At 68.8% G+C, this 23723-nt stretch carries 24 protein-coding genes; 6 read left to right on the forward strand and 18 right to left on the reverse strand.

Features of this window, described 5'->3' with window-relative positions; all coding sequences use genetic code 11:
• Positions 1–24 precede the first annotated feature (24 nt).
• The 9 genes from argF to ACFTS5_RS28655 are packed head-to-tail and all read right to left on the reverse strand — an operon-like array spanning position 25 to position 8329.
• Entirely contained in the window at positions 25–957 is a 933-nt protein-coding gene (argF, locus tag ACFTS5_RS28615) for an ornithine carbamoyltransferase (RefSeq protein ID WP_378636939.1), read from the reverse strand.
• Positions 954–2156, reverse strand: coding sequence for an acetylornithine transaminase (locus ACFTS5_RS28620; RefSeq protein ID WP_378636941.1), 1203 nt, complete (start codon positions 2154–2156; stop codon positions 954–956). Before ACFTS5_RS28620 ends, argF begins: the two co-directional genes overlap by 4 nt.
• Positions 2153–3067, reverse strand: a complete 915-nt coding sequence (gene argB, locus ACFTS5_RS28625; protein ID WP_378636943.1) for an acetylglutamate kinase — start codon at positions 3065–3067, stop codon at positions 2153–2155. The genes ACFTS5_RS28620 and argB overlap by 4 nt, the downstream gene beginning before the upstream one ends.
• Entirely contained in the window at positions 3064–4290 is a 1227-nt protein-coding gene (gene argJ / locus ACFTS5_RS28630) for a bifunctional glutamate N-acetyltransferase/amino-acid acetyltransferase ArgJ (protein WP_378636946.1), read from the reverse strand. Before argJ ends, argB begins: the two co-directional genes overlap by 4 nt.
• Positions 4287–5345, reverse strand: a complete 1059-nt coding sequence (argC, locus tag ACFTS5_RS28635; RefSeq protein ID WP_378636948.1) for an N-acetyl-gamma-glutamyl-phosphate reductase — start codon at positions 5343–5345, stop codon at positions 4287–4289. Before argC ends, argJ begins: the two co-directional genes overlap by 4 nt.
• A 27-nt stretch (positions 5346–5372) precedes the next feature.
• Positions 5373–6596, reverse strand: coding sequence for a cation:proton antiporter (locus ACFTS5_RS28640; protein WP_378636951.1), 1224 nt, complete (start codon positions 6594–6596; stop codon positions 5373–5375).
• A gap of 58 nt (positions 6597–6654) precedes the next feature.
• On the reverse strand, positions 6655–7221 hold the full coding sequence (locus tag ACFTS5_RS28645; protein ID WP_378636954.1) for a hypothetical protein: 567 nt from the start codon (positions 7219–7221) through the stop codon (positions 6655–6657).
• Positions 7218–7787, reverse strand: coding sequence for a TetR/AcrR family transcriptional regulator (locus tag ACFTS5_RS28650; protein WP_378636957.1), 570 nt, complete (start codon positions 7785–7787; stop codon positions 7218–7220). Before ACFTS5_RS28650 ends, ACFTS5_RS28645 begins: the two co-directional genes overlap by 4 nt.
• Positions 7788–7837: 50 nt before the next feature.
• On the reverse strand, positions 7838–8329 hold the full coding sequence (locus tag ACFTS5_RS28655) for a pyridoxamine 5'-phosphate oxidase family protein (protein WP_378636960.1): 492 nt from the start codon (positions 8327–8329) through the stop codon (positions 7838–7840).
• Between the two features lie 62 nt (positions 8330–8391).
• Here ACFTS5_RS28655 and ACFTS5_RS28660 point away from each other — a divergent pair, with 62 nt between their 5' ends.
• Positions 8392–9372, forward strand: a complete 981-nt coding sequence (locus ACFTS5_RS28660; RefSeq protein ID WP_378636963.1) for a helix-turn-helix transcriptional regulator — start codon at positions 8392–8394, stop codon at positions 9370–9372.
• Between the two features lie 20 nt (positions 9373–9392).
• Here the strand turns inward: ACFTS5_RS28660 and ACFTS5_RS28665 are convergent, their stop codons facing one another.
• A complete protein-coding gene (locus ACFTS5_RS28665; protein ID WP_378636966.1) occupies positions 9393–9800 on the reverse strand; it encodes a MerR family transcriptional regulator in 408 nt (135 codons plus the stop codon).
• A 134-nt stretch (positions 9801–9934) separates the two neighbouring features.
• Between ACFTS5_RS28665 and ACFTS5_RS28670 the strand changes: the two genes are divergently transcribed.
• Positions 9935–10834: an MBL fold metallo-hydrolase gene (locus ACFTS5_RS28670; protein ID WP_378636969.1), complete on the forward strand. Its 900-nt coding sequence runs from the start codon at positions 9935–9937 to the stop codon at positions 10832–10834.
• 2 nt (positions 10835–10836) lie between these two features.
• On the opposite strand, the gene ACFTS5_RS28675 is transcribed toward ACFTS5_RS28670, so the two are convergent.
• The 5 genes from ACFTS5_RS28675 to ACFTS5_RS28695 form a co-directional block, all read right to left on the reverse strand.
• Positions 10837–11934, reverse strand: a complete 1098-nt coding sequence (locus tag ACFTS5_RS28675) for an FAD-dependent monooxygenase (RefSeq protein WP_378636972.1) — start codon at positions 11932–11934, stop codon at positions 10837–10839.
• 238 nt (positions 11935–12172) lie between these two features.
• Positions 12173–13606 (reverse strand): GntP family permease, encoded by a 1434-nt coding sequence (locus tag ACFTS5_RS28680; protein WP_378636975.1) that lies wholly within the window; start codon positions 13604–13606, stop codon positions 12173–12175.
• Between the two features lie 10 nt (positions 13607–13616).
• Positions 13617–14258, reverse strand: coding sequence for a bifunctional 4-hydroxy-2-oxoglutarate aldolase/2-dehydro-3-deoxy-phosphogluconate aldolase (locus tag ACFTS5_RS28685; protein ID WP_378636977.1), 642 nt, complete (start codon positions 14256–14258; stop codon positions 13617–13619).
• Positions 14255–15868, reverse strand: coding sequence for an amidohydrolase family protein (locus ACFTS5_RS28690; protein ID WP_378636980.1), 1614 nt, complete (start codon positions 15866–15868; stop codon positions 14255–14257). The genes ACFTS5_RS28685 and ACFTS5_RS28690 overlap by 4 nt, the downstream gene beginning before the upstream one ends.
• A 9-nt stretch (positions 15869–15877) precedes the next feature.
• Positions 15878–17173, reverse strand: a complete 1296-nt coding sequence (locus tag ACFTS5_RS28695) for an amino acid deaminase (RefSeq protein WP_378636982.1) — start codon at positions 17171–17173, stop codon at positions 15878–15880.
• Positions 17174–17327: 154 nt separating this feature from the next.
• Here ACFTS5_RS28695 and ACFTS5_RS28700 point away from each other — a divergent pair, with 154 nt between their 5' ends.
• From ACFTS5_RS28700 to ACFTS5_RS28715, 4 genes are all read left to right on the forward strand, one after another.
• The gene (locus ACFTS5_RS28700) at positions 17328–18362 is read left to right on the forward strand and encodes a sugar kinase (protein WP_378636985.1); all 1035 of its coding nucleotides are present in this window, start codon (positions 17328–17330) and stop codon (positions 18360–18362) included.
• A complete protein-coding gene (locus tag ACFTS5_RS28705; RefSeq protein ID WP_378636987.1) occupies positions 18359–19129 on the forward strand; it encodes an IclR family transcriptional regulator in 771 nt (256 codons plus the stop codon). Before ACFTS5_RS28700 ends, ACFTS5_RS28705 begins: the two co-directional genes overlap by 4 nt.
• Before the next feature lie 5 nt (positions 19130–19134).
• Positions 19135–19542: a RidA family protein gene (locus ACFTS5_RS28710; RefSeq protein ID WP_378636988.1), complete on the forward strand. Its 408-nt coding sequence runs from the start codon at positions 19135–19137 to the stop codon at positions 19540–19542.
• Between the two features lie 105 nt (positions 19543–19647).
• Positions 19648–19815: a hypothetical protein gene (locus ACFTS5_RS28715; RefSeq protein WP_378636990.1), complete on the forward strand. Its 168-nt coding sequence runs from the start codon at positions 19648–19650 to the stop codon at positions 19813–19815.
• Between the two features lie 19 nt (positions 19816–19834).
• On the opposite strand, the gene ppc is transcribed toward ACFTS5_RS28715, so the two are convergent.
• From ppc to ACFTS5_RS28730, 3 genes are all read right to left on the reverse strand, one after another.
• Positions 19835–22606 (reverse strand): phosphoenolpyruvate carboxylase, encoded by a 2772-nt coding sequence (gene ppc / locus ACFTS5_RS28720; protein ID WP_378636991.1) that lies wholly within the window; start codon positions 22604–22606, stop codon positions 19835–19837.
• Between the two features lie 66 nt (positions 22607–22672).
• Positions 22673–23095 (reverse strand): VOC family protein, encoded by a 423-nt coding sequence (locus ACFTS5_RS28725; protein WP_378636994.1) that lies wholly within the window; start codon positions 23093–23095, stop codon positions 22673–22675.
• Positions 23096–23159: 64 nt separating this feature from the next.
• Entirely contained in the window at positions 23160–23717 is a 558-nt protein-coding gene (locus ACFTS5_RS28730; RefSeq protein WP_378636996.1) for a sugar O-acetyltransferase, read from the reverse strand.
• Positions 23718–23723: the final 6 nt, after the last annotated feature.

The raw sequence follows: 23723 nt of genomic DNA on the forward strand, positions 1-23723 counted from the left end.
CTACGCCGGCCCCGGTTCGCGGTCTCACGCGGCGGCTTTCGCGAGCAGCCACACCAGCAGCGCCTTCTGCGCGTGCAGGCGATTCTCGGCTTCGTCCCAGACCACACTGTGCCCACCGTCGAGAACCTCGTCGGTGATCTCTTCGCCGCGGTGCGCCGGAAGGCAGTGCAGCACAATCACTTCCGGAGTCGCGTGGGCGAGCAGCTCGGCGTTGAGCTGGAACGGGCGGAACGGGCCGACACGGTCGAGGCCGTCGTTCTCTTGACCCATGGAGGTCCAGGTATCGGTGACGAGCACGTCCGCGCCGGTCGCGCCGACCACCGGGTCACCCGTGACCGACACGGTCGCACCGGTTTCCGCGGCGCGCTTGGCGGCGGCGTCCAGGATCCACGGCAGCGGTTCGAAGCCCGCGGGCGCGGCCACGGTCACATTCATGCCCGCCGTCACGCCACCGAGCAACAGCGAGTGCGCCATGTTGTTGGCGCCGTCGCCGAAGTAGGTGAGGTTCAGCCCCGCGAGCGATCCCTTGCGCTCGCTGATCGTCTGCAGATCGGCCAGCACCTGGCAGGGGTGGAACTCGTTGGACAGCGCGTTCACCACGGGAACCGTCGCGGTGACGGCCATCTCGTCGAGGCGGGACTGTTCGAAGGTCCGCCACACGATGGCGTCGACGTAGCGCGAGAGCACGCTGCCGGTGTCGCCGAGGGTCTCCTCACGACCCAGCTGGGTGTCGCGACCGTCGACGACCACCGCGTGCCCGCCGAGCTGAGCGATACCCAGCTCGAACGAGAAGCGGGTGCGGGTGGAGTTCTTCTCGAAGATCACCCCGACTCCGCGCGGGCCGTCGAGCGGCCGGTGCGCGAAGGGGTCCTTCTTCAATTCGGCGGCGATGGCGAGGATCTCGGCCTGTTCGGCCTGCGTCACATCGTCGTCGCGCAAGAAATGACGCAGGGTCACTTGGTCGCTCCCTTAGCATCGGCGGCGGCCTTGTCGAGGATCTCGGGCAGGTCGGCGACGAAATTGTCGGCCTGGGTTTCGGTGAGCACCAGGGGTGGCGCCAACCGGATCACGTTGGGCTTGGCGGGGTTCAGCAGGTAGCCGGCCTCGCGCGCCCGTTCGTCGACATACGCGGAGATGTCGTTCTTCAGCACGATGCCGATGAGCAGACCCGCACCACGCACGTGGTCGATCTCGGGATGCTCGAGCAACGCGATGCCGTCGCTGAGCTTCTTGCCCACCCACTCCACATGGGTCAGCAGGTTGTCGGAGTCGATCGTGCGCAGCACGGCCAAAGCCGCTGCGGCACAGACGGGATTGCCGCCGAAGGTGGTGCCGTGCAGACCCGGCGTGAGCAGTTCGGCGGCGCGGCCCTGGGCCAGCACCGCGCCGATCGGCAGGCCGCCACCGAGCCCCTTGGCCAGGGTGATCGCGTCGGGCACGATGCCCGCCGCCTGGTGCGCGAAAAATGTTCCGGTGCGCCCGATTCCGGTCTGGACCTCATCGAGGATCAGCAGCGCCCCGGCCCTGGACGTGATCTCCCGCGCCTTGGCGAGATAGTCGAACGGCGGGACGACCACACCGCTCTCCCCCATCATCGGTTCGAGGAACACAGCGGCGGTGTCGGAGTCGACCACCGCGTCGAGCGCGGCGGCGTCACCGTAGGGCACGTGCACGACGCCGGGCGGCATCGGCTCGAACGGTGTGCGCTTGGCGGGCTGACCGGTGAGGGCGAGCGCGCCCATGGTGCGACCGTGGAACGCCTCCTCGGCGGCGACGATCTTGGACCGCCCGGTGAGCCGCGCGATCTTGAACGCGGCCTCGTTGGCCTCGGTGCCGGAGTTGCAGAAGAACGCCTTGCCCTCCCCGTCGCCGAAGTGGGCCAGCAGCTTCTCGGCCAGCTCGATCACGGGCTCGCTGGCGTACAGGTTCGACACGTGGCCGAGCGTGCCCAGCTGCTGGGTCACCGCTTCCAGAATGGCCGGGTGGGCGTGGCCGAGGCTGTTGACCGCGATGCCGCCGAGGAAGTCGATATAGCGCTTGCCGTCGGCGTCGTAGAGCACCGCACCGGCGCCGCGCACCAGCGCGACCTTCGGGGTGCCGTAGTTGTCCATCATCGCGGCCGACCACCGCTGCTGCAGCTTCTCTACTTCGCTCATGATTGCGTTCCATCCGGCGACCCTGCGGGGGTCACCATGGTTCCGATTCCTTCTCCAGTGAACAGCTCCAGTAGTACCGAATGCGGGACCCGCCCGTCGATCACGTGGGCACTGGGGACCCCGCCGAGCACGGCGCGCAAGCACGCTTCCATCTTCGGCACCATGCCCGCATCCAGCCGTGGCAGCAACTTCGCCAACGCGTCGGTGTCGATCCGACTGGTCAGCGAGGAGCGGTCCGGCCAGTCGGTGTAGAGGCCCTCGACGTCGGTGAGCACGACGAGTTTCTCGGCGCCGATGCCCTCGGCCAGCGCGGCGGCGGCGGTGTCGGCGTTGATGTTGTGCACCACGCCGTCGGCATCGGGGGCGATGGTGGAGACCACCGGGATGCGGCCCGCGTCGATCAGGTCGAGCACGGCGCCGGGGTTGACCTCGGTGACGTCGCCGACCAGGCCGATGTCGGTGGCGACACCCTCCACGGCGACGGTGCGCCGGGTGGCGGTGAACAGGTGCGCGTCCTCGCCGGAGATGCCGACCGCGTACGGGCCGTGCGCGTTGATCAGCCCGACGAGCTCACGGCCCACCTGACCGAACAGCACCATCCGGACCACGTCCATCACCTCGGGGGTGGTGACGCGGAAGCCGCCGCGGAATTCGCCTGCCATGCCGAGCCTTTTCAGCATGGCGTTGATCTGCGGGCCGCCACCGTGCACGACTACGGGATGGACGCCGACGGTGCGCAGGAACGCCATGTCGGCGGCGAAGGCGGCCTTGAGTCCGTCGTCGACCATGGCGTTGCCGCCGTACTTCACGACCACGATCTTGTCGCGGAACTTCTGCAGCCACGGCAGCGCGTCGGCGAGCACGTGCGCCTTGTCCAGCGCCGAAAGAGTGTGCACCACACTGTTACTCATGAGCTGTACGCCGAGTTCTCTTCGACGTAGGCGTGCGAGAGGTCGGTGGTGCGCACCATCGCGGTGCCCTCTCCCACGTTGAGCTCGATCAGCACGTCGACGTCCTCGCCGGACAGGTCGACCTCGCGGGCGCCGGGCGCGCCGACACTGTCGACGCAGACCGGATTGCCGTTGAACGACACCGTGATCCGGTTCGGATCCAGGGTCACCGGCGCGATGCCGACGGCGGCGAGCACGCGACCCCAGTTCGGGTCGGAGCCGAACAGCGCGGTCTTGACCAGACTGTCGCGGGCGACCGCGCGGGCGACGGTGAGCGCCTCCTCCTCGGACGCCGCACCGGCGACGGTGACCTGGACCCGCTTGGTGACGCCCTCGGCGTCGGCCATCAGCTGGGCGGCCAGGTCGTCACACACGGTGAACACCGCGGCGTCGAGATCCTCCTGCGTGGGCGCGACGCCGCTGGCACCGTTGGCCAGCAGCAGCACGGTGTCGTTGGTGGAGCAGGAACCGTCGACATCGAGCCGGTCGAAGGTGTATTTGGTGGCCTTGCGCAGGGCGGAATCCAGTTGCTCGGGCGCAGCCACGGCGTCGGTGGTGAGCACGACGAGCATGGTGGCCAGCGACGGCGCGAGCATGCCCGCGCCCTTGGCCATGCCGCCCACATTCCACTTGTCCTCGCTGTGGAATGCCGACTCCTTCGGCACGGTGTCGGTGGTCATGATGGCGTGGGCGGCGTCGGAGCCACCCGACATGCCGCCGCCCATCTCGTGCACGATCTCGGTGACCGCCGGGATGAGCTTGTCCATCGGCAGGCGGTCACCGATGAGACCGGTGGAGCAGACCGCGATCTCGCCCGCGCCGGTCTCGGTGCCCCAATTGCTCAGTGCCGCGGCGAGTTCCTCGGCGGTCTTGTGGGTGTCCTGGAAACCGCCGTGGCCGGTGCAGGCGTTCGCACCGCCGGAGTTCAGGATCACCGCGCGCAGGTGACCGGTCTTGAGCACCTGCTGCGACCACAGCACCGGCGCGGCCTTGACCTGGTTGCTGGTGAAGACACCGGCCGCCGCGTACTCGGGGCCCTCGTTGAGCACCAGCGCGAGGTCCGGCTTGCCGCTGGCCTTGATACCGGCCGCGATGCCCGCCGCGCGGAATCCCAGTGGCGCGGTGACGCCCTGGGTGTGGATCAGTTTGCCGTGGTCCGGGGTCTGCGGATCAGGGGTCGTCACGGTGCCACTCCTACGGTGGAAAGTCCTGCGGTCTCGTCGAATCCGACGGCCAGATTCATCGATTGCACCGCGGCGCCCGCGGTGCCCTTGGTCAAGTTGTCGATCGCGCCGATCACCACGAGCAGGCCCGCGTCGGCGTCGACGGTGACCTGCAGGGTGATGGCGTTGGAGCCGAGCACCGAACCGGTCTGCGGCAGTACGCCTTCGGGCAGCAGGTGCACGAAAGGCTCGTCGGCATAGGCTTTTTCGTAGACGGCGCGCGCCTGCGCGGCGTCGACCTTCACCGGGGCGGTGCAGGTGGCGAGGATGCCGCGCGGCATCGGCGCCAGCACCGGGGTGAACGACACCGAGACATCCACGCCGCCAGCGGCTTTCAGATTCTGCGCGATCTCGGGAGTGTGCCGGTGCGCGCCCGCGATGCCGTAGGCCCGAACGCTGCCCATCACCTCGGAACCGAGCAGACCGACATCGAGCTTGCGGCCGGCACCCGAAGTACCGCTCACGGCGACGACATTCACGGCGGGCTCGATGATTCCGGCGGCGATCGCCGGGGCCAGCGCCACACTCGACACGGTCGGGTAGCAGCCGGGCACGGCGATGCGCCGGGCGCCGGTGAGCTTCGCCCGCCCACCGGGCAGTTCGGGCAGACCATAGGGCCAGCTGCCCGCATGGGGGCTGCCGTAGTACCGCTCCCAGGCGGCGGCGTCGGTGAGCCGGTAATCGGCGCCGCAGTCGATGATGACGGTCTCGTCGGGCAGGGCTGCCGCGATGGCGCCGGACTGGCCGTGCGGGAGGCCGAGGAACACGATGTCGTGACCGGCCAGGACCTCGGGAGTGGTCTCCTCGAGAACCCGGTCCGCCAGGGGCAGCAGATGCGGCTGCAGCGCGCCCAGGGCGGTACCCGCGTTGGATCCGGCGGTCAGCGCCCCGATCTCGAGGCGCCCCGCTCGGTATTCGGGATGACCGAGCAGTAGACGCAACACTTCGCCACCGGCGTATCCACTCGCACCGGCAACCGCCACCCGCAACACGGGTCCTCCCGACGTATCGACCATGTGATGATTATGCACGACTATGCAAGCTCATTCATGAGCGGGTGTGACCGACTTCGCCTCCGACGCCCCGATCAGGCGCGCGACCAGCGGAAACACCAGAACGGTCGTCGCGCCCGCCGCGACCAGGATCGAGGCGACATCAGCGGTCAGCAAGCCCGTCTGGGTGGCCACCTGGGTCACCGCGACGATGATCGGCAGGCCCGTGGCGGCAAAGAGCGCCAATTCGACGCGCTCCCGCGCGGTCGGCAGGGTGTCCGCGCGCGGCACGAACCGCTCGCTCAGCCAGACGGGCAACCCGCGGGCGATCGCGATGGTGACCACGAACCACAACCACAGTGCCGGATTCCGGCCGACCGCCGCCACATCGATGCCCATGCCCGACACCACGAAGAACACCGGGATCAGCAACCCGTAGCCGATGGCCTCGAGCGAGGAGTCCACATCCGGATGCCCCGCCGCGATGAGCCGCCGCAGAATCATGCCCGCGGCGAACGCGCCGAGGACCACGTCCAGATCGAAGACCTCGGCGACCACCATCAGCACCAACAGCAGCAGCACCACCCCGCGCACGGGCAGCTGCGAGGTGCCACCGCCCAGCTTGGCCAGCCCGGCGCCCAGATCCGGCATGCGATCGAGCATCCGCACCGGCACGAATCCGACGACCACGGCCGCCACCACGAACATCACGACTACCACCACCGCGCTGCCCGCATCACGACTGGTGAGCAGCACCGACATCGCCACGATGGGCCCCAGCTCGCCCACCGCGCCGTGCGTCATCACCGCCCGGCCCAGCCGTGAATCGAGGATTCCCGCCTGCTTCAGGATCGGCAGCAGGGTGCCGAGCGCGGTGGAGGTCAACGCGATCGCGACCGCGACGCGGGTGCCGCTGGAGGTGTCCGTCGCGACCATCACGATCACGAACGCGAACAGCAGACACACGATCCACACCACCCACGCCGTCCGCCCCGAGCGGCCGCGCAGCAACTGCGGATCGAGCTCGTAGCCCGCCAGCAGGAACAGCATCCCCAGGCCCAACTCGCTGACCAGGTCGACCCCGCCCGCGCTGCTCGCCCACCCGAGCACATGCGGTCCGACTACCGCCCCGGCCACCAGCAGGATCACCACATCCGGCAGATACCCGCGCACCAGCCGCGACAGCAGCGGTGCGATCACCGCGATGAGCGCGATCCAGAACAGCGAGACGATCGGCGAGGGATCGCCGACACCTTCGGACGCGAGCAGATCCATGCAGGTCATCGTGGCACAGCGGCATGCCCGATCCCCGAAACCGCGCGCGGGCGATCGGTCACGCCACCGGGCGCGGCGTGACCGGCACGCGCTCGTCGACGGCGCCCGGCTCCGGCAAGAGGTGGGCGAGGAGGAGTTTGATCAGCAGAACGGGTCCGAACCAGACCAGGAACGTCGGGACCGCGAGCACGGCGGTGGTGAGCGTGGCACCGAAGACGGTGGCGGCGAAGGCGACCGGGGTGCGGAGGTGGAATGGCGTCGCGGTGACCGCTATGGCGGCCACGACTACGAATCCGTAGATCGCGGCCGCCGTCCACCCGCCGAACCCGGGCACGACGAGGGCGAGCAGGAACGGCTGTGCGTGGATCGCCACGAACGCCAGGTGGTGGCGAGCATCGCGGCCGGGCCGGTGGAACCAGCGCTTCGCCGAGTCGGTCGCGTTCACCACCGCGCCGCCGAACAGGTCGAACCCGACCAGTGCGACCACGATGATCAGCACTGCGGATCCACCCGCGTGCCGAGCCAGCAGACCGGCCACCGCCGCGCCGGCGACCGCCGCCGAATAGCACAGGGCGGCTTCACTTCTCGTCGCGTTCGGGGCGATCAGCCGGTCGGTGATCGTCATCGCCGGACCCCGTCCACACAGATCTGCACCAGGGGTTCGGCCAGATCGGCGAGCCGGACCTGATCGTCGGCCAGCCACTGCACCAGGCAACCTTCGATCGCACCGACGATCACCGCCGCGTGCCCCGGCCCGATCCCCGCCCGCAACTGTCCGCCGGCGCCTGCCTCACGCAGCAGCTCGGCGATCGCCGCGCGGTATTCCGCGTACACGGTGGCCATGTCTATCGGGGTGCGGGCGGCCCACACGTCCAGCAGCACGCGTGCGTGGTCGGGATGAGCGGCCAGCATCGTGACTGTCGCCCGGATCAGCGCGGCCAGCCGATCCAGTGCCGAACCGGCGCCAGGAATGGCGAGCTGTTCCCGCGCGCGAGCGCGGTACTGGTCGAACGCCGCGGTCAGCAACTCCTCTCGGCTGCTGACCGCGAGGTAGACACTGCCTTTCGCGACACCGGCCTCGGCCGCGACATCCTCGATCCGGGATGCGGCGAAGCCCTTGCGCGCGAACACCCGGACGGCCGCATCCAGGATTTCGGTGCGCCGGGCATGCACGTCCACTCGCTTCGGCATGCTCCGATTATGACTGACTGGACAGTCATAATCAATGAAGGGTGGGTGACTCAGTGCTTGCGGACGACGGTTTCGCCCGCGCCCGGTTTCCAGACGGTGATGTCGAGGTGGTCGTCGTTGGTTTCGACGGTGGAGGCTCCGGTGAGGTCGGCGACGTAGAAGTGGTCGAATTTCTCGCCGCGGATGTCGAAACCGCTGTCGTCGAACAGTTTTTGGGCGAAGCGGGCGTGGACGGTTTCGTCCTTCAGGTCGGTGACGGTGCCGAAGAGTTTCGCGTCGCCGTCGGAGACCATGGTGTCGACGGTGGCAGTGTGCAGGCAGAAGCGTGGGTCGCGCGCGAGGTCGTCGAATTTTCGGGTATTGGGCATGCCGGCCAGGACCAGCATGTCCTCGAAGACCATCGGCTCGATCGGGCTGATGCGTGGCGATCCGTCGGCGCGCAGGGTGCCGAGCATGCAGAGTTTGCCGGTGGCCTGGTGTCTGCGCTGGAACAAGGCCGCGATGCTCGGTGCTTCTTCGGTGAACTGGCTCCACGTGGTCATATCTCGTACGGTACGACTCAACCTTGACATCTTGTGTCAGGTTTCGCGGCTAGTCTCGGAATATGCGAGCGAGCAGGTTGGTGCAGTTGCTGCTGCTGTTACAAGCGGGCGGCGGCGCGACCGCGAGCGAGTTGGCGCGTGAGCTCGAGGTGTCGGTGCGCACGGTGTATCGGGACGTGGAGGCACTCTCGGCCGCAGGCGTTCCGGTGTACAGCGAGCCGGGGCGCGGTGGCGGTGTCCGGCTGATCGACGGCTACCGCACCCGGCTCACCGGCCTCACCTCCGACGAAGCCGACGCGGTCCTTCTCGCCGGCCTCCCCGGCGCTGCCGCCGACCTCGGCCTCGGGACTGTGCTGGCCACCGCCCAGCTGAAGATGCTCGCCGCGCTCCCACCGGAACTCCGCGGCCGGGCGACCCGCATCGCCGAACGCGTCCACATCGACATGCCCGGCTGGTTCCAGCGCCCCGACGACACCCCCACCCTCGCCACGGTGGCCGACGCCCTCTGGCACGACCGCCGCCTCGCGATCACCTACCGGCGTCGCGATCGCACGGTGGAACGGACCCTCGACCCACTCGGCCTGGTCATGAAGGCAGGCACCTGGTACCTGATCGCCCGCGAACACACCGACATCCGCTCGTACCGGGCGAGCCGCATCGCCACGGCGGTTAACACCGGCGAATCATTCATCCGCCCAACATCTTTCGACCTGGCCGAGCACTGGCAGTCCGCCGCCGAGGAGTTCGCCCGGTCCATGCTGCGCGTCAGCGCGCACTGCCGGATCTCCATCGACCACCTGAGCCTGCTGCGCCTCATGAACGACCCCGCCGCCGTCCGCGAAGCCCTCGCCTCGACGGGTACCCCCGACGCGGACGGCTGGGCCGACATCACCATCCCCGCCGAGTCCTACGAAGTCCTGGCCCACGCCCTACTCCCCCTCGGTGAACACATCGAAGTCCTCACCCCACCCGAACTCCGCGCGACCATGACCGCCACCGCCGTAGCTGTGCTCGCCCGCTACCAGCGCTCGACGGTGATCTAGGCGCCCGAGCACCGCGAAACCTACGCAGACTGCGAGGTGCCCGGCCTGCTGAACTCGACGCAGTCAGGGCATTCGTCGACGATCGGGTGAGTACAGCGCAGCACGTGACCGAGGAAGTCGATGGTTCGGGTGAGGTCGTCGACGTGGGCTCGCAGTTCGGCCTGCTTGTCCGCGAAGAGCGCTACGCGCCGGGCCCTCGACCTCGTGTCGAAAAGATCTTTGATCTCCGCCAGGGACAGCCCCGCTCGTTGACAGAGCTGGACGAGGCGGGCCTGAACGATCAGGGCGCCGTTGTAGATCCGTTGCCCGCCGGGCGCGCGGGGCGGAACCAGGACACCGGCGTCCTCCCAGTGACGCAGGACATGTGCGGCGACGCCCAATTCGGCGGCGGCGTCACCGATGCGGCGCAGCTCGTCGGCACGCGGCATATTCACCCCTTTACTTCAGGTCGACCTGAAGTTTTAGCGTACTTCGCATGGGACACAACGACAATCGGACTCCATTGATCGACTCGGTCGCGGCACCGGACTTGTGGCGCTGTTGCCGATCCGTGGGATCGGCGGTGACGGGCGCGCTGCGGCCACGACAACCCGACCGCCGGTTCCTGGCCTCGTTGCCTGACCACGGCCTACCACGCGGCACAACGACGGTCGAACTGACAGTTCTGGCGCAGAACGCCAAGAGTGTGCCGACGGCAGCGATCGTCGAAGGCCTGTTCGCCCCGCGACGGATTGATTCCGCGATGACGGCTTTCGTGGTCCGGCATCCGAAGGCGACCTTTCTCGTCGACCCGGGCATCTGCGTCGACGTCCAAGACCGAGCGGTGGTGGAACTCCCCCGGATATTGCGGCTCGCGGTGACGCCTCCGAAGGACGTACTCGACATACGCGAGTCACTGCGTCGCAGTGGAATCGAGGCGAACGCCCTCGACTTCGCGCTGCCGACACATCTGCACTGGGACCATATCGCCGGCCTTCTCGATCTCCCCGGGCTGGCACTGCGCCTGCACCGACCAGAGCACGAGTGGGCGATGGAGGGTCCGGTGGCGCCGGTCGGCGGCGTGCGGCGCGCCGTTCGCGAACGACCTCTCGATGTCTACGATCTGGACGGTCCACCCGTTCTCACCTTCGCCCGCAGCCGCGATCTCTTCGGGGACGGCGCGGTGGTCCTCGTCGACCTGTCCGGCCACACCCCGGGCAGCGTCGGTGTCCTCTCACGCACCGAGCACGGTCCGGTCCTGCTCGCGGGGGACGCGATCTGGCACAACCTCCAGACCGAGGAGCTCCGACAGAAGTCCGGCTATCCCGGCATGCTGGCCGACAACGACCGCACCGAGACCTGGCGTACTGTCCACCGGCTGCACGCGATCCGCGGCGCGGTTCGCATCATTCCCAGTCACGACCATCGGGCGGCGTGCGCATGGCACGAGAACCCGCGCGCACTTCGGTCGAGGGAGATCTGACCTCAAGACTTCCAGTCGAGAATCTCTGCCAGGGAACGTAACTGGGTCGAGGTGGGGGTCAGGCGTAGTGCCGTGTTGCGGAGGGTGACCAGGGGGCGCGCGGACAGCTGGGCGATGGTGCCGATCCGGGCGGAGCGGGCGACGATCATCTGGGTTCGGGGGCGGCGCTCCCGGTCGTAGCGGGCGAGGCCGTCCGGCTCGCTCGCCGAGCGGGCCAGGACCACCGCGTCCTCCAGGGCCTGGCAGCCGCCCTGGCCGAGGTTCGGCGTCATCGCGTGGGCGGCGTCGCCGAGCAGGGCGATGCGGCCGGCGGTGAAGGTCGGCAGCGCCGGTAGATCATAGATGTCGTTGTGCAGCACCGTGTTCTGGTCCGCGGCGGCGAGGAGGGCCGAGATCGGGTGGTGCCAGTTGTCGAAGCGGTCGCGCACTTCGGCGAGGCTGCCGGGGGCGTTCTCGGGGGCGTCGTAGACGGCGAAGCAGTAGACGCGACCGTCCGCGAGCGGGGCCATGCCGAAACGTGCGCCGCGACCCCAGGTTTCACCGAACTCGGTGAGCGGCTCGTCGATGTCGACCACCGCGCGCCAGGCGGTGTAGCCGGCGTAGCGTGGCGCGACCTCCCCGCAGACCGCACGCCGGACGACGCTGCGAATCCCGTCGGCACCCACGACCAGATCGGCGGAGGAGGTGCCCGAGGAGTGCACCACCAGTCCGTCGGTCGTCGCCTCACGCACCGAGATCCCGGTGCGCACAACCTCTTCGGGAAGCGCCCCGCGCAGAATGTCCAGCAGCCGGGCGCGGTGGATCACCACCGGAGCACCGAACCGCTCGCGCAGGGTCGCCACATCGGTGCGTGAGAGCCATCGCCCACGGTCGTCCCTGATCCCGGCCGACACCTCCGCCAGGCCCTGCGCACGGACCGTGTCACCGACACCGAGGGCATCCAGCGCCCGTAAGGCATTGGACCACAGGGAAATCCCGGATCCCACGTCGGCGACCTCCGGCGCCCGTTCCAGCACCTGAACCGACCACCCCTTCCGAACGAGCGCGAGCGCCGCGGCCGTTCCGCCGATTCCGCCGCCGACGACGATTGCTGTGGACATCGCACACTCCCTCGTTTCGAGTACGACACGAACCGCGTCCGCACACAGGCGCGCTCGGCTGTTCGGCGAGTCGCAGACGATGCCCATTCTCGCCGAGTCGGTGCATCGTGGGCACCAGCGGCTGCGCGCCCGGCATGTCCCGACTTCGTCCGGGCCGGTCCCGGCCGTCCGCCGATCCGTGCTCGGCCAACACGAAGCCGGGCTGCCCCGTGGGGACAGCCCGGCTTCGCGGTAGGTGTCAGACGATCGAGAACAACAGGGCCGCGACCGCGAAACTGACCACCGACAGGATGGTTTCGAGAACCGTCCAGGTCTGCAGGGTCTGCTTCACCGTCATGTTGAAGTACTTCGCGATGATCCAGAAGCCGCCGTCGTTGACGTGGCTGAGGATGATCGAGCCCGCCGCGATCGCCATGGCGATCAGCGCGATCGACATCTGCGAGTAGCCCTGCTCGGCCACCAGCGGCGCGACGATGCCGCCGGTGGTGACGATGGCGACCGTTGCCGAACCCTGGGCGATGCGCAGTCCGCAGCTGATCAGGTAGGCGAGCACGATGATCGGCAGTCCCGCCGCGGACATCGTGTCGGCCAGGGCCGTCCCGATGCCGGTGGCCGAGATGACCTTGCCGAAGAAGGCGCCCGCGCCGACCACCAGCAGCACCATGCCGACCGGCTTGAGCGATTCGGCGGTGATGGTGCTCAGTTCCTGCACCGTCGAACCGCGCCGGATCCCGAGGAGATAGAACGCGACGAGCACGGTGATGAGCAGCGCGACCGCCGGGGTGCCGAAGAAGGTGAGCACCTGCAGCAGCGTCGAATCCTTGTCCAGCAACTGGTACCCGAATGTGGCGCCCAGGATCAAGACCAGCGGGATCGCGATGATGCCGCCGATCAGCGCGACCGAGGGCGGCGATTTCGTGAGCACCGCGGTCCCACCCGAACCGTCGGCCTGCTCCGGCTCCGGCTCGGGCTCCAACGGCACGAACTCCTCGGGCACCGAAACCTGCACGCGCTTACCGATATAGGTGCCCCAGACGATGCCCGCGGCGATGAAACCCGGAATGCCACAGACGAAGCCCATGAGAATCAGCCAGCCCAGGCTCACCCCGAGCAGCCCGCCGAGCGCGACGGGGCCGGGATGCGGCGGCAGGAAGGCGTGCGTCATCGACAGACCGGCGAGCATCGGCATGGCGTAGAGGACCAGCGAGCGCCCGCCGCGCTTGGCCGCCACATAGACCAGTGGCGCGAGCACGAAGATGCCGATGTCGAAGAACACCGGGATACCGAAGATGAGCCCGAGCAGGCCCATCGCGACCGGAGCGCCCTTCTCGCCGAACATCTTCAGCAGCTTGTCGGTGAGAACATCGGCACCACCGGATCTTTCGAGGATCGCGCCCAACATAGTTCCCAGACCGATGATCACCGCGATGTGGCCGAGGATGCCACCGAAGCCTGTTTCCAGCAGTGACTCACCGGCTTTCAGCGGTGTGCCGACGATCTGGGAGATCGGCAGCCCGGCGGCCAGCGCCAGCAGGAGTCCGGTCAGCAGCAGCGCGACGAACGGCTCCAGTTTGACCTTGATGATGGCGATGAGCAGGACAGCGATCGCGAGACCGCACAGCACCAGCAACCCGGGGGTGGTGGTGCGCAACCAGTCGATGGTGGCGCCCATGGAAAACCTCTCAATCCAGCGAATGAACGAAATGCGCGGCTTTGGAGCCGATGTGGGACCAGCGCGCGGCCTCGACGTCGGCCGGGGCGACCACTTCGGTGCCCGCGGTGACGGCGATCGCGCCCGCTCGGAGGAAATCGCGGGCGTTGTGGGAATTGACGCCGCCGGAGGGGATCAGGAACATGTGCGGGAACGGCCCGAGCAGATCCTTGAAGTACTGCGGGCCGAGCGCGCGAGCCGGGAAGATCTTCACCGCCGCCGCCCCCAGCTCCGCCGCGGCGAGGACCTCCGACGGCGTGAACGCGCCCATGATCACCGGAATCGTGTGTGCCGCTGCCACTTCGGCGACCTCGGGGCGCAGCGCGGGTGTCACCAGGAAGCGGGCGCCGACCTCGATGGCCGCTTCGGCCTGCGCACGGGTGGTGACGGTGCCGACCCCGATCACGGCGTCGGTGACCGCGCTCGCCTTGCTGATCGCGTCGAGCACACCGAGCGTGGTGAACGTCAGTTCGACCGCCCGCAGACCGGCGCCGGCGAGCGCTTCGGCCAGCGCGGCCGGGTCGGGGATGTCGGGGGCGCGGACCACCGTGAGGGCACGATCCGCGCGGATCACGTCCATGGCCTCCGACGACGAGCTCAGCATCGGGTTCATCGGGTTTCCTCCTTCGTGGGGTCCAGGCGCAGGGAGCGACCGGCGCGCACGCCGGTCGCGGTGCCGTTCTCCAGCGCGAATTCGCCGTTGACCAGCACGTGCTGGATGCCGCGGGCCTGCTGCTGGGGATGCTCGAACGTCGCCGTGTCGTGGATCGTCGCCGGATCGAAGACGACCAGGTCGGCGGCGTAACCGCGCCGGATCAGGCCACGTTCGGCCAGGCGGAGCCGGGCGGCCGGGCGGCCGGTGAGGTGATGCACGCAGTCCTCGAGACCGAGGACACCCAGTTCCCGGACATAGCGCGACAGATAGCGCGGGAAGGTGCCCCAGGCGCGCGGGTGAGGTCGGGCGCCGACGAGCAGTCCGTCGCTGCCGCCCATGTGGCCGGGGTCGACCATGATGGCGCGCACGTTCTCCTCGTGACCGACGTGCTGCAGGATCGTCGTGGCGAGCTGGTCGCGGCGCAGCAGGTCGAAGAACACCTCCGCCGGGGCGGTACCGCGCTCGGTCGCGAGCTCGGCGACGGTGCGGCCCACCGCGTCCGCGAGCGCGTCGTCGCCGACGCCGCTGATCTGGATGGTCTCCCATTCGACGGTGACGCCGTGGCAGCCGTCGGAGCCGTTGACGTCGACATCGTCGGTGATCCTGGCGCGCTCGGCCGGATCGTCGAGCCGGGCGAGCGCGGCGTCGGGACCGCCCGACATCGCCCAGCTGGGCAGCAGCGCGGACAGGGTGGTCGAGCCGGGCAGATAGGGATAGGTGTCGAGGGTGATGTCGCAGCCGTCGGCGCGGGCCGCGGCGAGCATCGCGAGGAATTCCGGTGCGCGGCCGCGGTTCACGCCGAAGTTCATGGTGGCGTGGGTCAGGTGCAGCGCGCAGCCGGTCGCTTTCGCCAGGCCGATCATCTCCGCGTAGGCCTCGAGCGCGCCCGCGCCGTAGGAGCGGGTGTGTGGTGCGTAGAAGCCGCCGTAGGAGGCGACCACCGCGCACAGCGCCGCGAGTTCGCTTGTGTCGGCGTATATTCCGGGCGTGTAGGTGAGCCCACTGGACATGCCGACCGCACCCTGTTCGAACCCCTCGGCCAGCAGTGCGCACATCCGGTCGATCTCGGCGGCGGTGGCCGCCCGCTGCTCGCTGCCGACGACGAGCATGCGCAGCGTGCCCTGGGGGACGAGGTAGGCGGCGTTGGGCGTGATGCCCTGATCGAGGCGGTCCAGGTATTGCGCGACGGTGCGCCAGCTGAAGTCGAAGTCGCCCGGGTTACCGTTCCAGCCCGCGATCTGCTTGCGCACCACCGCGAGTGCGGCATCGTCGATCGGCGCGTAGGACAGCCCGTCCTGGCCGATCACCTCGGTGGTGACCCCCTGGGTGATCTTCGGGAAGTGATCGGGATGGGTGAGCAGGTAGAGGTCGGAATGCGCGTGCATGTCGATGAATCCGGGTGCGATGACCGAACCCGGCTGTACCGGAACGACTCTCGCGTCGGAGCCGATGGTGCCCGGTGGCGCGATCTCGGCGATGCGGCCGTCGCGGACCAGCACGTCGCCCCTGGTGCGTGGGCCGCCGGTGCCGTCGACGATATCGATGTCACGAAAGAGCAGGTGCGTCATGGTCATCCGTCAGAAGTAGGTGCGGATCAGGTCGATCACGCGCGGGTCGGGCGCGTCGACGCTGTCGATCGCCGGGATCAGGCGCCACTTGTCGAACGCGGTGCACGGGTGTGAGAGACCGAGGCGCACGACGGAGCCGACCGGGAGATCGGCCGCATCGGCGCCGGGCAACCGCAGGAAGGTGTGCTGATCGTTCAGCGCGGTGACCACCGCGTTCGGCGGAAGCATGCCGCCGACCACCAGTTGGGGCACCGGCAGACCCTCGTCGAAGGGGAAATCGCGTTTGCCACCGTCGAGCAGGGCCAGCTCCGGTTCCGGCCGCGAGACCACCCTGGCCCAGCCGTGCATGGCGGACCGCAGCCCCGGCTCCTTCGCGGGCGCGGCGAGCGGGGAGATTCCCGCGTAGAAGCCGTCGTCGTGAACGACGTAGGCGCCGCTGCGCAGAACCACCGTGGTCGGCACGCCGCGCGCACCCTCGGGGTCGGCCAGTCCGGCGAGTTCCTCGACCACGAGCTCGGGGTAGGCGCTGCCGCCCGCGGTGACCACCGCGGGGCCCGAATAGGCGCCTGCCGCACCGAGTTCGGTGTGCAGCGCGGCGAGTTCGCGCAGATAGCCGCGCACCGCTGCGACACCCTCGGCGCTGCGATCGTGAGCCAGCGCGCCCTCGTAGCCCGCGACTCCGGCCAGGCTCAGCCGCTCGCTCGCGCCGATGGCGGCGGCGACCGCGTGCGCCTGGGCCCGGGTGCGAGCACCGGTCCGGCCGTGCGGTCCCCCCAGCTCGACCAGCACGCGCACCCGCGAACCCGCGGCGGTCTCGCGCAGGATCTTGTCCATCAGTTCGACGGTGGCGACGCCGTCGGCCCAGCAGTACAACTCGAAGCCGGCCTCGCGTGCCGATTCCGCTGCGGCCCACGCCAACCCGACCGGGTCGAGCAGGGTATTGGCGAGCATGATCCGGCCGACACCGAACGAGCGCGCGAGCTGCGCCTGCCACGCGGTGGCCAAGGTGATCCCCCACGATCCGGCCACGAGCTGCTCGCGCCACAGCTGCGGCGCCATCGTCGTCTTGCCGTGCGGGGCGAGCGCGACGCCCACCGCGGCGGTCCATTCGGCCATGAGGTCGCGGTTCGCGTCGAGCCTGCCGCGGTCGAGGGTGAGCAACGGCGTCTGCCACTGGTCGAGTCGCGGTGCGCCGGCGAGATATTCGCGCACGGTGCTCCCCCACGCCGCGGGCGGCGCGCTCTTGTCATGGGGTCCGAGCAACTCGTCGGCGAGGGCGTCCACGACGTCGTTGTCGATGATCACAGCATCCCTTTCTGTCGACCGAGCCCGGGATGGCGGCTCGATCAGTCATATCGAACAAACATTGCACAGTATGCAACGGTGGTTGCGCTGAATGTTTCTGCTCGTTATTGTGCATCTCGAAGGCAGTGACCGCAAGCACGAAAGGGCGAACAAGGTGACCCAGGCAACATCCACTCCGCCCAGGGCGATCACTGTCGGCGAGGGGCTGGCCGTCCTGATCGCGGGCGCGGGACCCCTGGAACTGTCCGCGCGGTTCGATCGCGGCGCGGGCGGCGCGGAGGCCAATGTTGCCGTGGTCCTCGCCCAGCTCGACGTGTCGGCGGCCTGGCTGTCGCGGGTCGGCGACGACGGATTCGGGCGATATCTGCTCGCCGAGCTCAGCGCGCAGGGCGTGGATGTCGCGGCGGTCGCGGTCGACCCGATGCGGCCCACCGGCCTCTACGTCAAGGAACGTGGTGCGGGCTCCGGCGTGGCCAACGATCTGGACGCCGATGCCAGCCGCATGCACTACTACCGCACGGGTTCGGCTGCCAGCGCACTGTCGCCCGCCGATCTCACGGACCGGGCGGCCTTGCTCGAGGGCGCCGATCTCGTGCACTTCACCGGCATCACCCCGGCGCTGTCGGAATCGGCGACCGAACTCACCCGCGCGCTGCTCGCCGAGCCCCGTCGCGCGCTGGTCAGCTTCGACCTGAATTACCGTCCGGCAGTGTGGGGTTCGCGCGTCGACGAGGCCACCGACGAACTCGCCGCGCATATTCGCGGCGCCGATGTGGCGTTTCTCGGCGCCGACGAGGCCGAGGAGATCTTCGGCACCGGCGAACCGGCCGCCCTGCGCGCGTTGTTTCCCGAACCCGCCCAGCTCATCGTCAAGAACGACAAGCACACCGTCACGGGATTCGACGGCGATTCCTCGATCGAGGTGCCCGCGTTGACACTGGAGATCACCGAGCGCATCGGTGCCGGCGACGCCTTCGCCGGCGGCTATCTCGCCGCCCTGCTGCACGGCGCCGACCTGCGCACCCGCCTTCGATACGGCCATCTGTGCGCGGCGGCAGCGCTGACCGCGACCGGCGATTCGGCGAAACTGCCGCCACCCCAGGATATTCGGCGCCTCGCGCTGCTACCCGATGATATCTGGGCCACGCTGCGCTATCCGGCGGCGCTGGATGAAACGATCAGCGCATGAGTCAAAGCGTGTCGCGGGCCCTGTCCATTCTCATCGCCCTCGGCGAGAACTCGCAGTCCCTCGACGAGCTGGCTGCCCGGCTCGGCGTCCACAAGTCGACGGTGTTGCGGATACTGCAGACCATGCAGGCCGATCGGTTCGTCGTGCGCGACAACGCGCACCGCTACTCGCTCGGCACCCGCATGTTCGAATTGGCCAGTCGCGCACTGGAGAACCGTGACGTGCGCACCGTCGCCCGCCGGCATCTGAGTGCGCTGGGCGCGGCCACCGGGCAGACCGTGCACCTGGCCGCCTACGAATCGGGCGATGCCGTCTACATCGACAAGGTCGACGCCGAGCAGGCGGTGCGGATGTACTCGCGGATCGGCAGGCCCGCGCCCCTGCACTGCACCGCGGTCGGCAAGGTGCTCGTCGCCGCGCTGCCACGCAGCGAATGGGCGGCAGTGGCAGCCCGATTGGACTACCACCCCTTCACCACCCGCACCCTGCGCACCCCCGAGCAGTACCTGGCCGAGTTGAAACTCGTTGCCGCGCAGGGCTTCGCCGAGGACCACGAGGAACACGAGAGCTTCGTCAACTGCATCGGCGTCGGCGTGCGCGACGGGATCGGCGCCGTCGTCGCCGCCGTGTCGGTCTCCGTTCCCGACGTGCTGCTCGACCATGACCAGGTGCTGGCACTGTTGCCGCAGCTCAGGGCGACAGCCGACGCCATCTCCACCGAACTCGGCTGGGACCCCCGCCGAGACGTCACCGCGAGGAAAGGCTGAACTCCATGTCCGACAAGACCGCCGTGCGCACCTCCGACGCCCCGGCGCCCGCCCACACCTTCTCCCAGGGCGTGCGCAAGGGCCCGTTCGTCCAGGTGTCCGGTCAGGGACCCGTGGACCCCGAGACCAACGAGTACCTGCATCAGGGCGATGTCGCCGCCCAGACCACGCGCACCCTGATGAACGTCAAGGCGATCATCGACGCGTCCGGCGCCACCTTCGACGATGTGATGATGCTGCGGGTCTACCTCACCAAGCGCGAGGACTTCGCGATCATGAACGAGGCCTACGGCGAATTCGTCACGAAGCACACCGGCAACGGCGTGCTGCCCGCGCGCACCACCGTTTTCACCGGCCTGCCGCGCGCGGAGATGCTGGTCGAGATCGACGCGATCGCCGTCGTAACCGGCTGAGCCACCGCGAATCCCGCCATGTCGTGGACGCCGTCGGCGCATCGTGTTGAGATGGGGTCGCCCCCGCACGGGGGTGTTCACCCCGTTCTACCCGAGGATCAGCCTATGTTCGCCAAGATCGCCCGCCCGCTCGCCGTCGCCGCCCTTGCCCTGTCCGTGACCGCGATCGGCGCCGGAACCGCATCGGCCGCCCCCGCGCAGCCGGTCGTCGGCTCGGTGTCTATCTGCACCGGCATCCCGGTCGGGCCCTTCACCATCAGCGTCTGCCTGTAGTCGCTCACCCGAGTTGCCGCTACCCCGAGTTGCGCAGCGCGGTGGCCAGGCCGTTCATGGTGAGCAGGATGCCCCGCTTCACCAGTTCGGAATCGTCACCGCCGCGCAGCCGGGCCAGCAGGTCGACCTGGAGCTGGTTCAGCGGCTCCAGGTAGGGGAAGCGGTTGTGGATCGACTCGGCCAGCGACGGGTTGTCGCTGAGGAGTTCGGCGTGGCCGGTGACCGCGAGGTACATGCGGATGGTGCGGGCGTGTTCGTCGGCGATCATGGCGAAGATCTTCGCGCGCAGAGTTTCGTCGGTGACCAGCTCGGCGTAGCGGGCGGCGATGTCGAGGTCGCTCTTGGCCATCACCTGGGCCAGGTTCGACAGCACGGTATTGAAGAACGGCCAGCGCTGGTAGAGGTCGGTGAGACGTGCGAGGCGGGCCGGATCGTCGTCGACCCAGTCTTCGAGCGCGGTGCCGGTGCCGTACCAGCCGGGCAGCATGACCCTGGCCTGACTCCAGGCCATCACCCAGGGGATGGCGCGCAGGTCCGAGACCGAATTGGTGGGTTTGCGGGAGGCGGGGCGGCTGCCGATATTGAGGTCGCCGACTTCGGCGACCGGGGTGGATTCGCGGAAGTACTCGACGAAGCCGGGGGTGTCGTGCACCAGGTTCGCGTAGGCGGCACGAGCGCGGGCGGCGAGGTCGTCGAGGAGTTCATAGGCCGGTTCGGCGTCGTCGCCGAGACCTTCCACGTCCAGTAGCGTCGATTCCAGGGTCCCTGCGATCAGCGACTCCAGATTGCGGTGTGCCGCACCGGATTCGGAGTACTTCGCGGCGATCACCTCACCCTGTTCGGTCAGTCGCAGCGAACCACGCACCGCGCCCGCGGGCTGCGCCAGGATGGCGTCGTAGCTGCGGCCGCCGCCGCGACCGACGGTGCCGCCGCGACCGTGGAACAGCCGCAACCGGATACCCGATTTCCTGGCCACCTCCACCAGGTCCAGTTCCGCGCGGTAGAGCGCCCAGTTCGCGGCGAGATATCCGCCGTCCTTGTTGGAGTCGGAGTAGCCGAGCATCACTTCCTGGCGCATGCCCGCCGCCTCGACCAGCTCGCGATAGACCGGAACCTCCAGCACCGCGGCGAGAGTCGACGCACCGGCGCTGAGGTCCTCGATGGTTTCGAACAGCGGGACGATGCCCACGGGACAGCTCGGCGCGGTGTCGGCGGTGCCCGGATCGAGAATGCCGGATTCCTTCAACAGCAAGGCCGCTTCGAGCATGTCACTGACCGAGGTGCACATGCTGATGATGTAGTTCGGGACGGCGGCGGCACCGAAGGTATCGATGACCTCCTTGGCGGCGCCCAGAACACCGAGTTCCTTGGTGGCGAGTTCGCTCAGCTGCGCGTTCGGCCCGAGAAGTGGTCGGCGCGTGCGCAATTCGGCGGCGAGCAGCTCCACTCGCCGGGCTTCGGACAGGCTCGGATAGTCGGGGTGCACGCCCGACCACGCCAGCAGTTCGGTGACCACCTGTTCGTGGACCTCGGAGTTCTGGCGCATGTCCAGGCCCTGCAGGTGGAAGCCGAAGGTCTCGATGGCGTGGCGCAGCGCGGCCAGGCGATCGTCGGCGAGCAGTCCGTCGCCGCTGGCGCGCATGGACTCGTCGATCGCGTCGAGGTCGTCGAGGACCGATTGCGGCGACGGATACGGTGCGGCGCCGACGTCGAGGCCGTGTTCGGGCAGTTCACCGAGCGCGAGCTCGGCAGTGGCACTGAGCCGGGCCCGAATCGCGTGCAGCGCACGGCGATACGGCTCGTCGGCGAACAGGCCGGGGTCGGGGTAACCCGCTGCGGCGAGGTCCGCGACCCGAGGTGTCACCTGCACCAGGCGGGCCGATTGCGACAGGGACTTCTCGAGTTCGACCAGCTCGTCCAGGTAGCGGCCGAAGGCGTAGGCGGCTGCCTGCTCAGCGGCGGTGTGCACGACTTCCGCTGTGACGAAGGGGTTTCCGTCACGGTCGCCGCCGATCCACGAGCCGGGGCGCAGGATCGGGCGCGGCAGGAGATCTTCGGCGGGCCAGCGCGTCCGCAGCGCCGCGCGCACCTGCGCGTTGATCGCGGGGATCACGTCGTAGAGGGTCAGGTCGTAGTAGCGCAGACCGACGGAGATCTCGTCCTGGATCCGCAAGCGCGCCAACCGGATCAGCGCCGTGCGCCACAGGGTGAGCACTTCGCGGCGAATCCGCTGTTCGGATTCGTCGAGGCCGGGCTCGCCGGGTTCGAGGCGCCGGCGCAGGCGCATCAGTTCGGTGATCTTGGACTGCACGTCGAAGACGGTGCGCCTGCGGGTTTCGGTCGGATGCGCCGTGATCACCGGGGAGACGAGCGCGTCGGTGAGTAGGTCGGCCACCACGGTGCCGTCCAGACCGGCCGCGTCGAGTTTGTCGTAGGTGGCGGCCAGGGAGGAGTCCTGCGGCGGCTCGCCCGCCGCCACGTGCACGGCGCGGCGTCGATCACGCTGGATGTCCTCGGCCAAGTTGGCCAGCAGCACGAAGTAGCTGAACGCCCGGATCAGCGGGATCGCGACCTCGGTGGGGGTGCCGTCGAGCATGTCGGCGACGGCGCTGCGCTCGACCTCCTCGCGGCGCACCCGGAACGCCTCGATGCGGACGCGCTCGATCAGGTCGAACACCTCCGGACCTTCGTGGTCGCGGATGGTATCGCCCAGGATGCCGCCGAGGAAGCGGATGTCCTCGCGCAGCGGCCGGGTAGCTTCGGGTTCCATCTCGATTCGCGATTCGCCCATGGTCAGACAGTATTGCCGCCGGGCCGCGGGCGCGACCCGACGCCGCACCCGCACCGCATGTCGCGCTCAGCCGTGGTGGCGGGCGGTGAAGCGGATCTGATTGCCCCACGGGTCACGGAACGCGCAGTCGCGGCCGTACTGCTGGTGCACGATCTCCTGGGCGACTTCGGCCCCGGCGTCGCGGATACGGGTGAAGGTGGCGTCGATGTCGTCGGTGGCGAAGATGACGGTGGACTGGGCGCCGCTGTCGATGCGCGCGAGCGCGGCCGCCCGATAGGCGGGGTCGGGGGCCATCTCCGGGACCTCGAGCACGAATTCCAGGTTCTTCTGGTCGACCGGGCCGACCGTCAGCCAGCGCGTGTTGTCGCCGAACGGCATGTCGGTGCGGACCTGCAGGCCGATCAGGTCCCGATAGAAGGTGAGGGCCTGGTCCTGGTCGCCCACGAGCAGCATGACGTGGGTGAGGGAGAGATCTTCGCCGTGGCGCATCCGGTCTCCTTCGGTCGGGCGTCAGCGGTGCGCCGGCGCCTGCGTTCCAGCGTAGCCAGCGAACCTAGAGTTGCCGGATCACCCGCGCCGGATTGCCCGCCGCGAACACCCGGTCCGGTAGATCGCGGGTCACCACGCTGCCCGCGCCGACCACCACGTCGTCGCCGATGGTCACGCCGGGGCACACGATCACCCCGCCACCGAACCAGGCATTGTTCCCGATCCGGATAGGCGCCGCCGATTCCCAGCGCTGCCTGCGCTTTTCGTGATCCTGCATCGGATGCAGCGCGGTGAGCAGCTGACAGCGCGGCCCGATCGAACAGTCGTCGCCGATGGTGATCGGCGCGCAGTCGAGCAGGATCGCGTCGTAGTTGAGGAAGCTGTTCGCCCCGATCTCGATCAGGTATCCGTAGTCACACTGGAATCGCGGCATGATCCACGAACCCTCCCCCAGCTTGCCGAGGAGATCACCCAGCAACTCGGTGCGCCGCCCGGTCTCGTCGGGCCCGGTGCGATTGAACTCGTCGCACAACCGTTGTGCCCGTTGCCGTTCGGCCACCAGTTCCGGATCGTTGTCCTTGTACAGCTCCCCCGACAACATCCGCTGCTTCTGTTCGCCCACCCCGCC

The sequence above is a fragment of the Nocardia sp. NPDC056952 genome, from assembly GCF_042674185.1.
Taxonomy (GTDB): Bacteria; Actinomycetota; Actinomycetes; order Mycobacteriales; family Mycobacteriaceae; genus Nocardia.

Excerpts from the sequence above, each read along its gene's own strand:
- ACFTS5_RS28620 (WP_378636941.1), bottom strand. The coding sequence starts at position 2,156 with ATGAGCGAAGTAGAGAAGCTGCAGCAGCGGTGGTCGGCCGCGATGATG.
- argB (WP_378636943.1), bottom strand. The coding sequence starts at position 3,067 with ATGAGTAACAGTGTGGTGCACACTCTTTCGGCGCTGGACAAGGCGCAC.
- argC (WP_378636948.1), bottom strand. The coding sequence starts at position 5,345 with ATGGTCGATACGTCGGGAGGACCCGTGTTGCGGGTGGCGGTTGCCGGT.
- ACFTS5_RS28640 (WP_378636951.1), bottom strand. The coding sequence starts at position 6,596 with ATGGATCTGCTCGCGTCCGAAGGTGTCGGCGATCCCTCGCCGATCGTC.
- ACFTS5_RS28645 (WP_378636954.1), bottom strand. The coding sequence starts at position 7,221 with ATGACGATCACCGACCGGCTGATCGCCCCGAACGCGACGAGAAGTGAA.
- ACFTS5_RS28650 (WP_378636957.1), bottom strand. The coding sequence starts at position 7,787 with ATGCCGAAGCGAGTGGACGTGCATGCCCGGCGCACCGAAATCCTGGAT.
- ACFTS5_RS28655 (WP_378636960.1), bottom strand. The coding sequence starts at position 8,329 with ATGACCACGTGGAGCCAGTTCACCGAAGAAGCACCGAGCATCGCGGCC.
- ACFTS5_RS28660 (WP_378636963.1), top strand. The coding sequence starts at position 8,392 with ATGCGAGCGAGCAGGTTGGTGCAGTTGCTGCTGCTGTTACAAGCGGGC.
- ACFTS5_RS28665 (WP_378636966.1), bottom strand. The coding sequence starts at position 9,800 with ATGCCGCGTGCCGACGAGCTGCGCCGCATCGGTGACGCCGCCGCCGAA.
- ACFTS5_RS28675 (WP_378636972.1), bottom strand. The coding sequence starts at position 11,934 with ATGTCCACAGCAATCGTCGTCGGCGGCGGAATCGGCGGAACGGCCGCG.
- ACFTS5_RS28680 (WP_378636975.1), bottom strand. The coding sequence starts at position 13,606 with ATGGGCGCCACCATCGACTGGTTGCGCACCACCACCCCCGGGTTGCTG.
- ACFTS5_RS28685 (WP_378636977.1), bottom strand. The coding sequence starts at position 14,258 with ATGAACCCGATGCTGAGCTCGTCGTCGGAGGCCATGGACGTGATCCGC.
- ACFTS5_RS28690 (WP_378636980.1), bottom strand. The coding sequence starts at position 15,868 with ATGACGCACCTGCTCTTTCGTGACATCGATATCGTCGACGGCACCGGC.
- ACFTS5_RS28705 (WP_378636987.1), top strand. The coding sequence starts at position 18,359 with ATGAGTCAAAGCGTGTCGCGGGCCCTGTCCATTCTCATCGCCCTCGGC.
- ACFTS5_RS28710 (WP_378636988.1), top strand. The coding sequence starts at position 19,135 with ATGTCCGACAAGACCGCCGTGCGCACCTCCGACGCCCCGGCGCCCGCC.
- ACFTS5_RS28715 (WP_378636990.1), top strand. The coding sequence starts at position 19,648 with ATGTTCGCCAAGATCGCCCGCCCGCTCGCCGTCGCCGCCCTTGCCCTG.
- ppc (WP_378636991.1), bottom strand. The coding sequence starts at position 22,606 with ATGGGCGAATCGCGAATCGAGATGGAACCCGAAGCTACCCGGCCGCTG.
- ACFTS5_RS28725 (WP_378636994.1), bottom strand. The coding sequence starts at position 23,095 with ATGCGCCACGGCGAAGATCTCTCCCTCACCCACGTCATGCTGCTCGTG.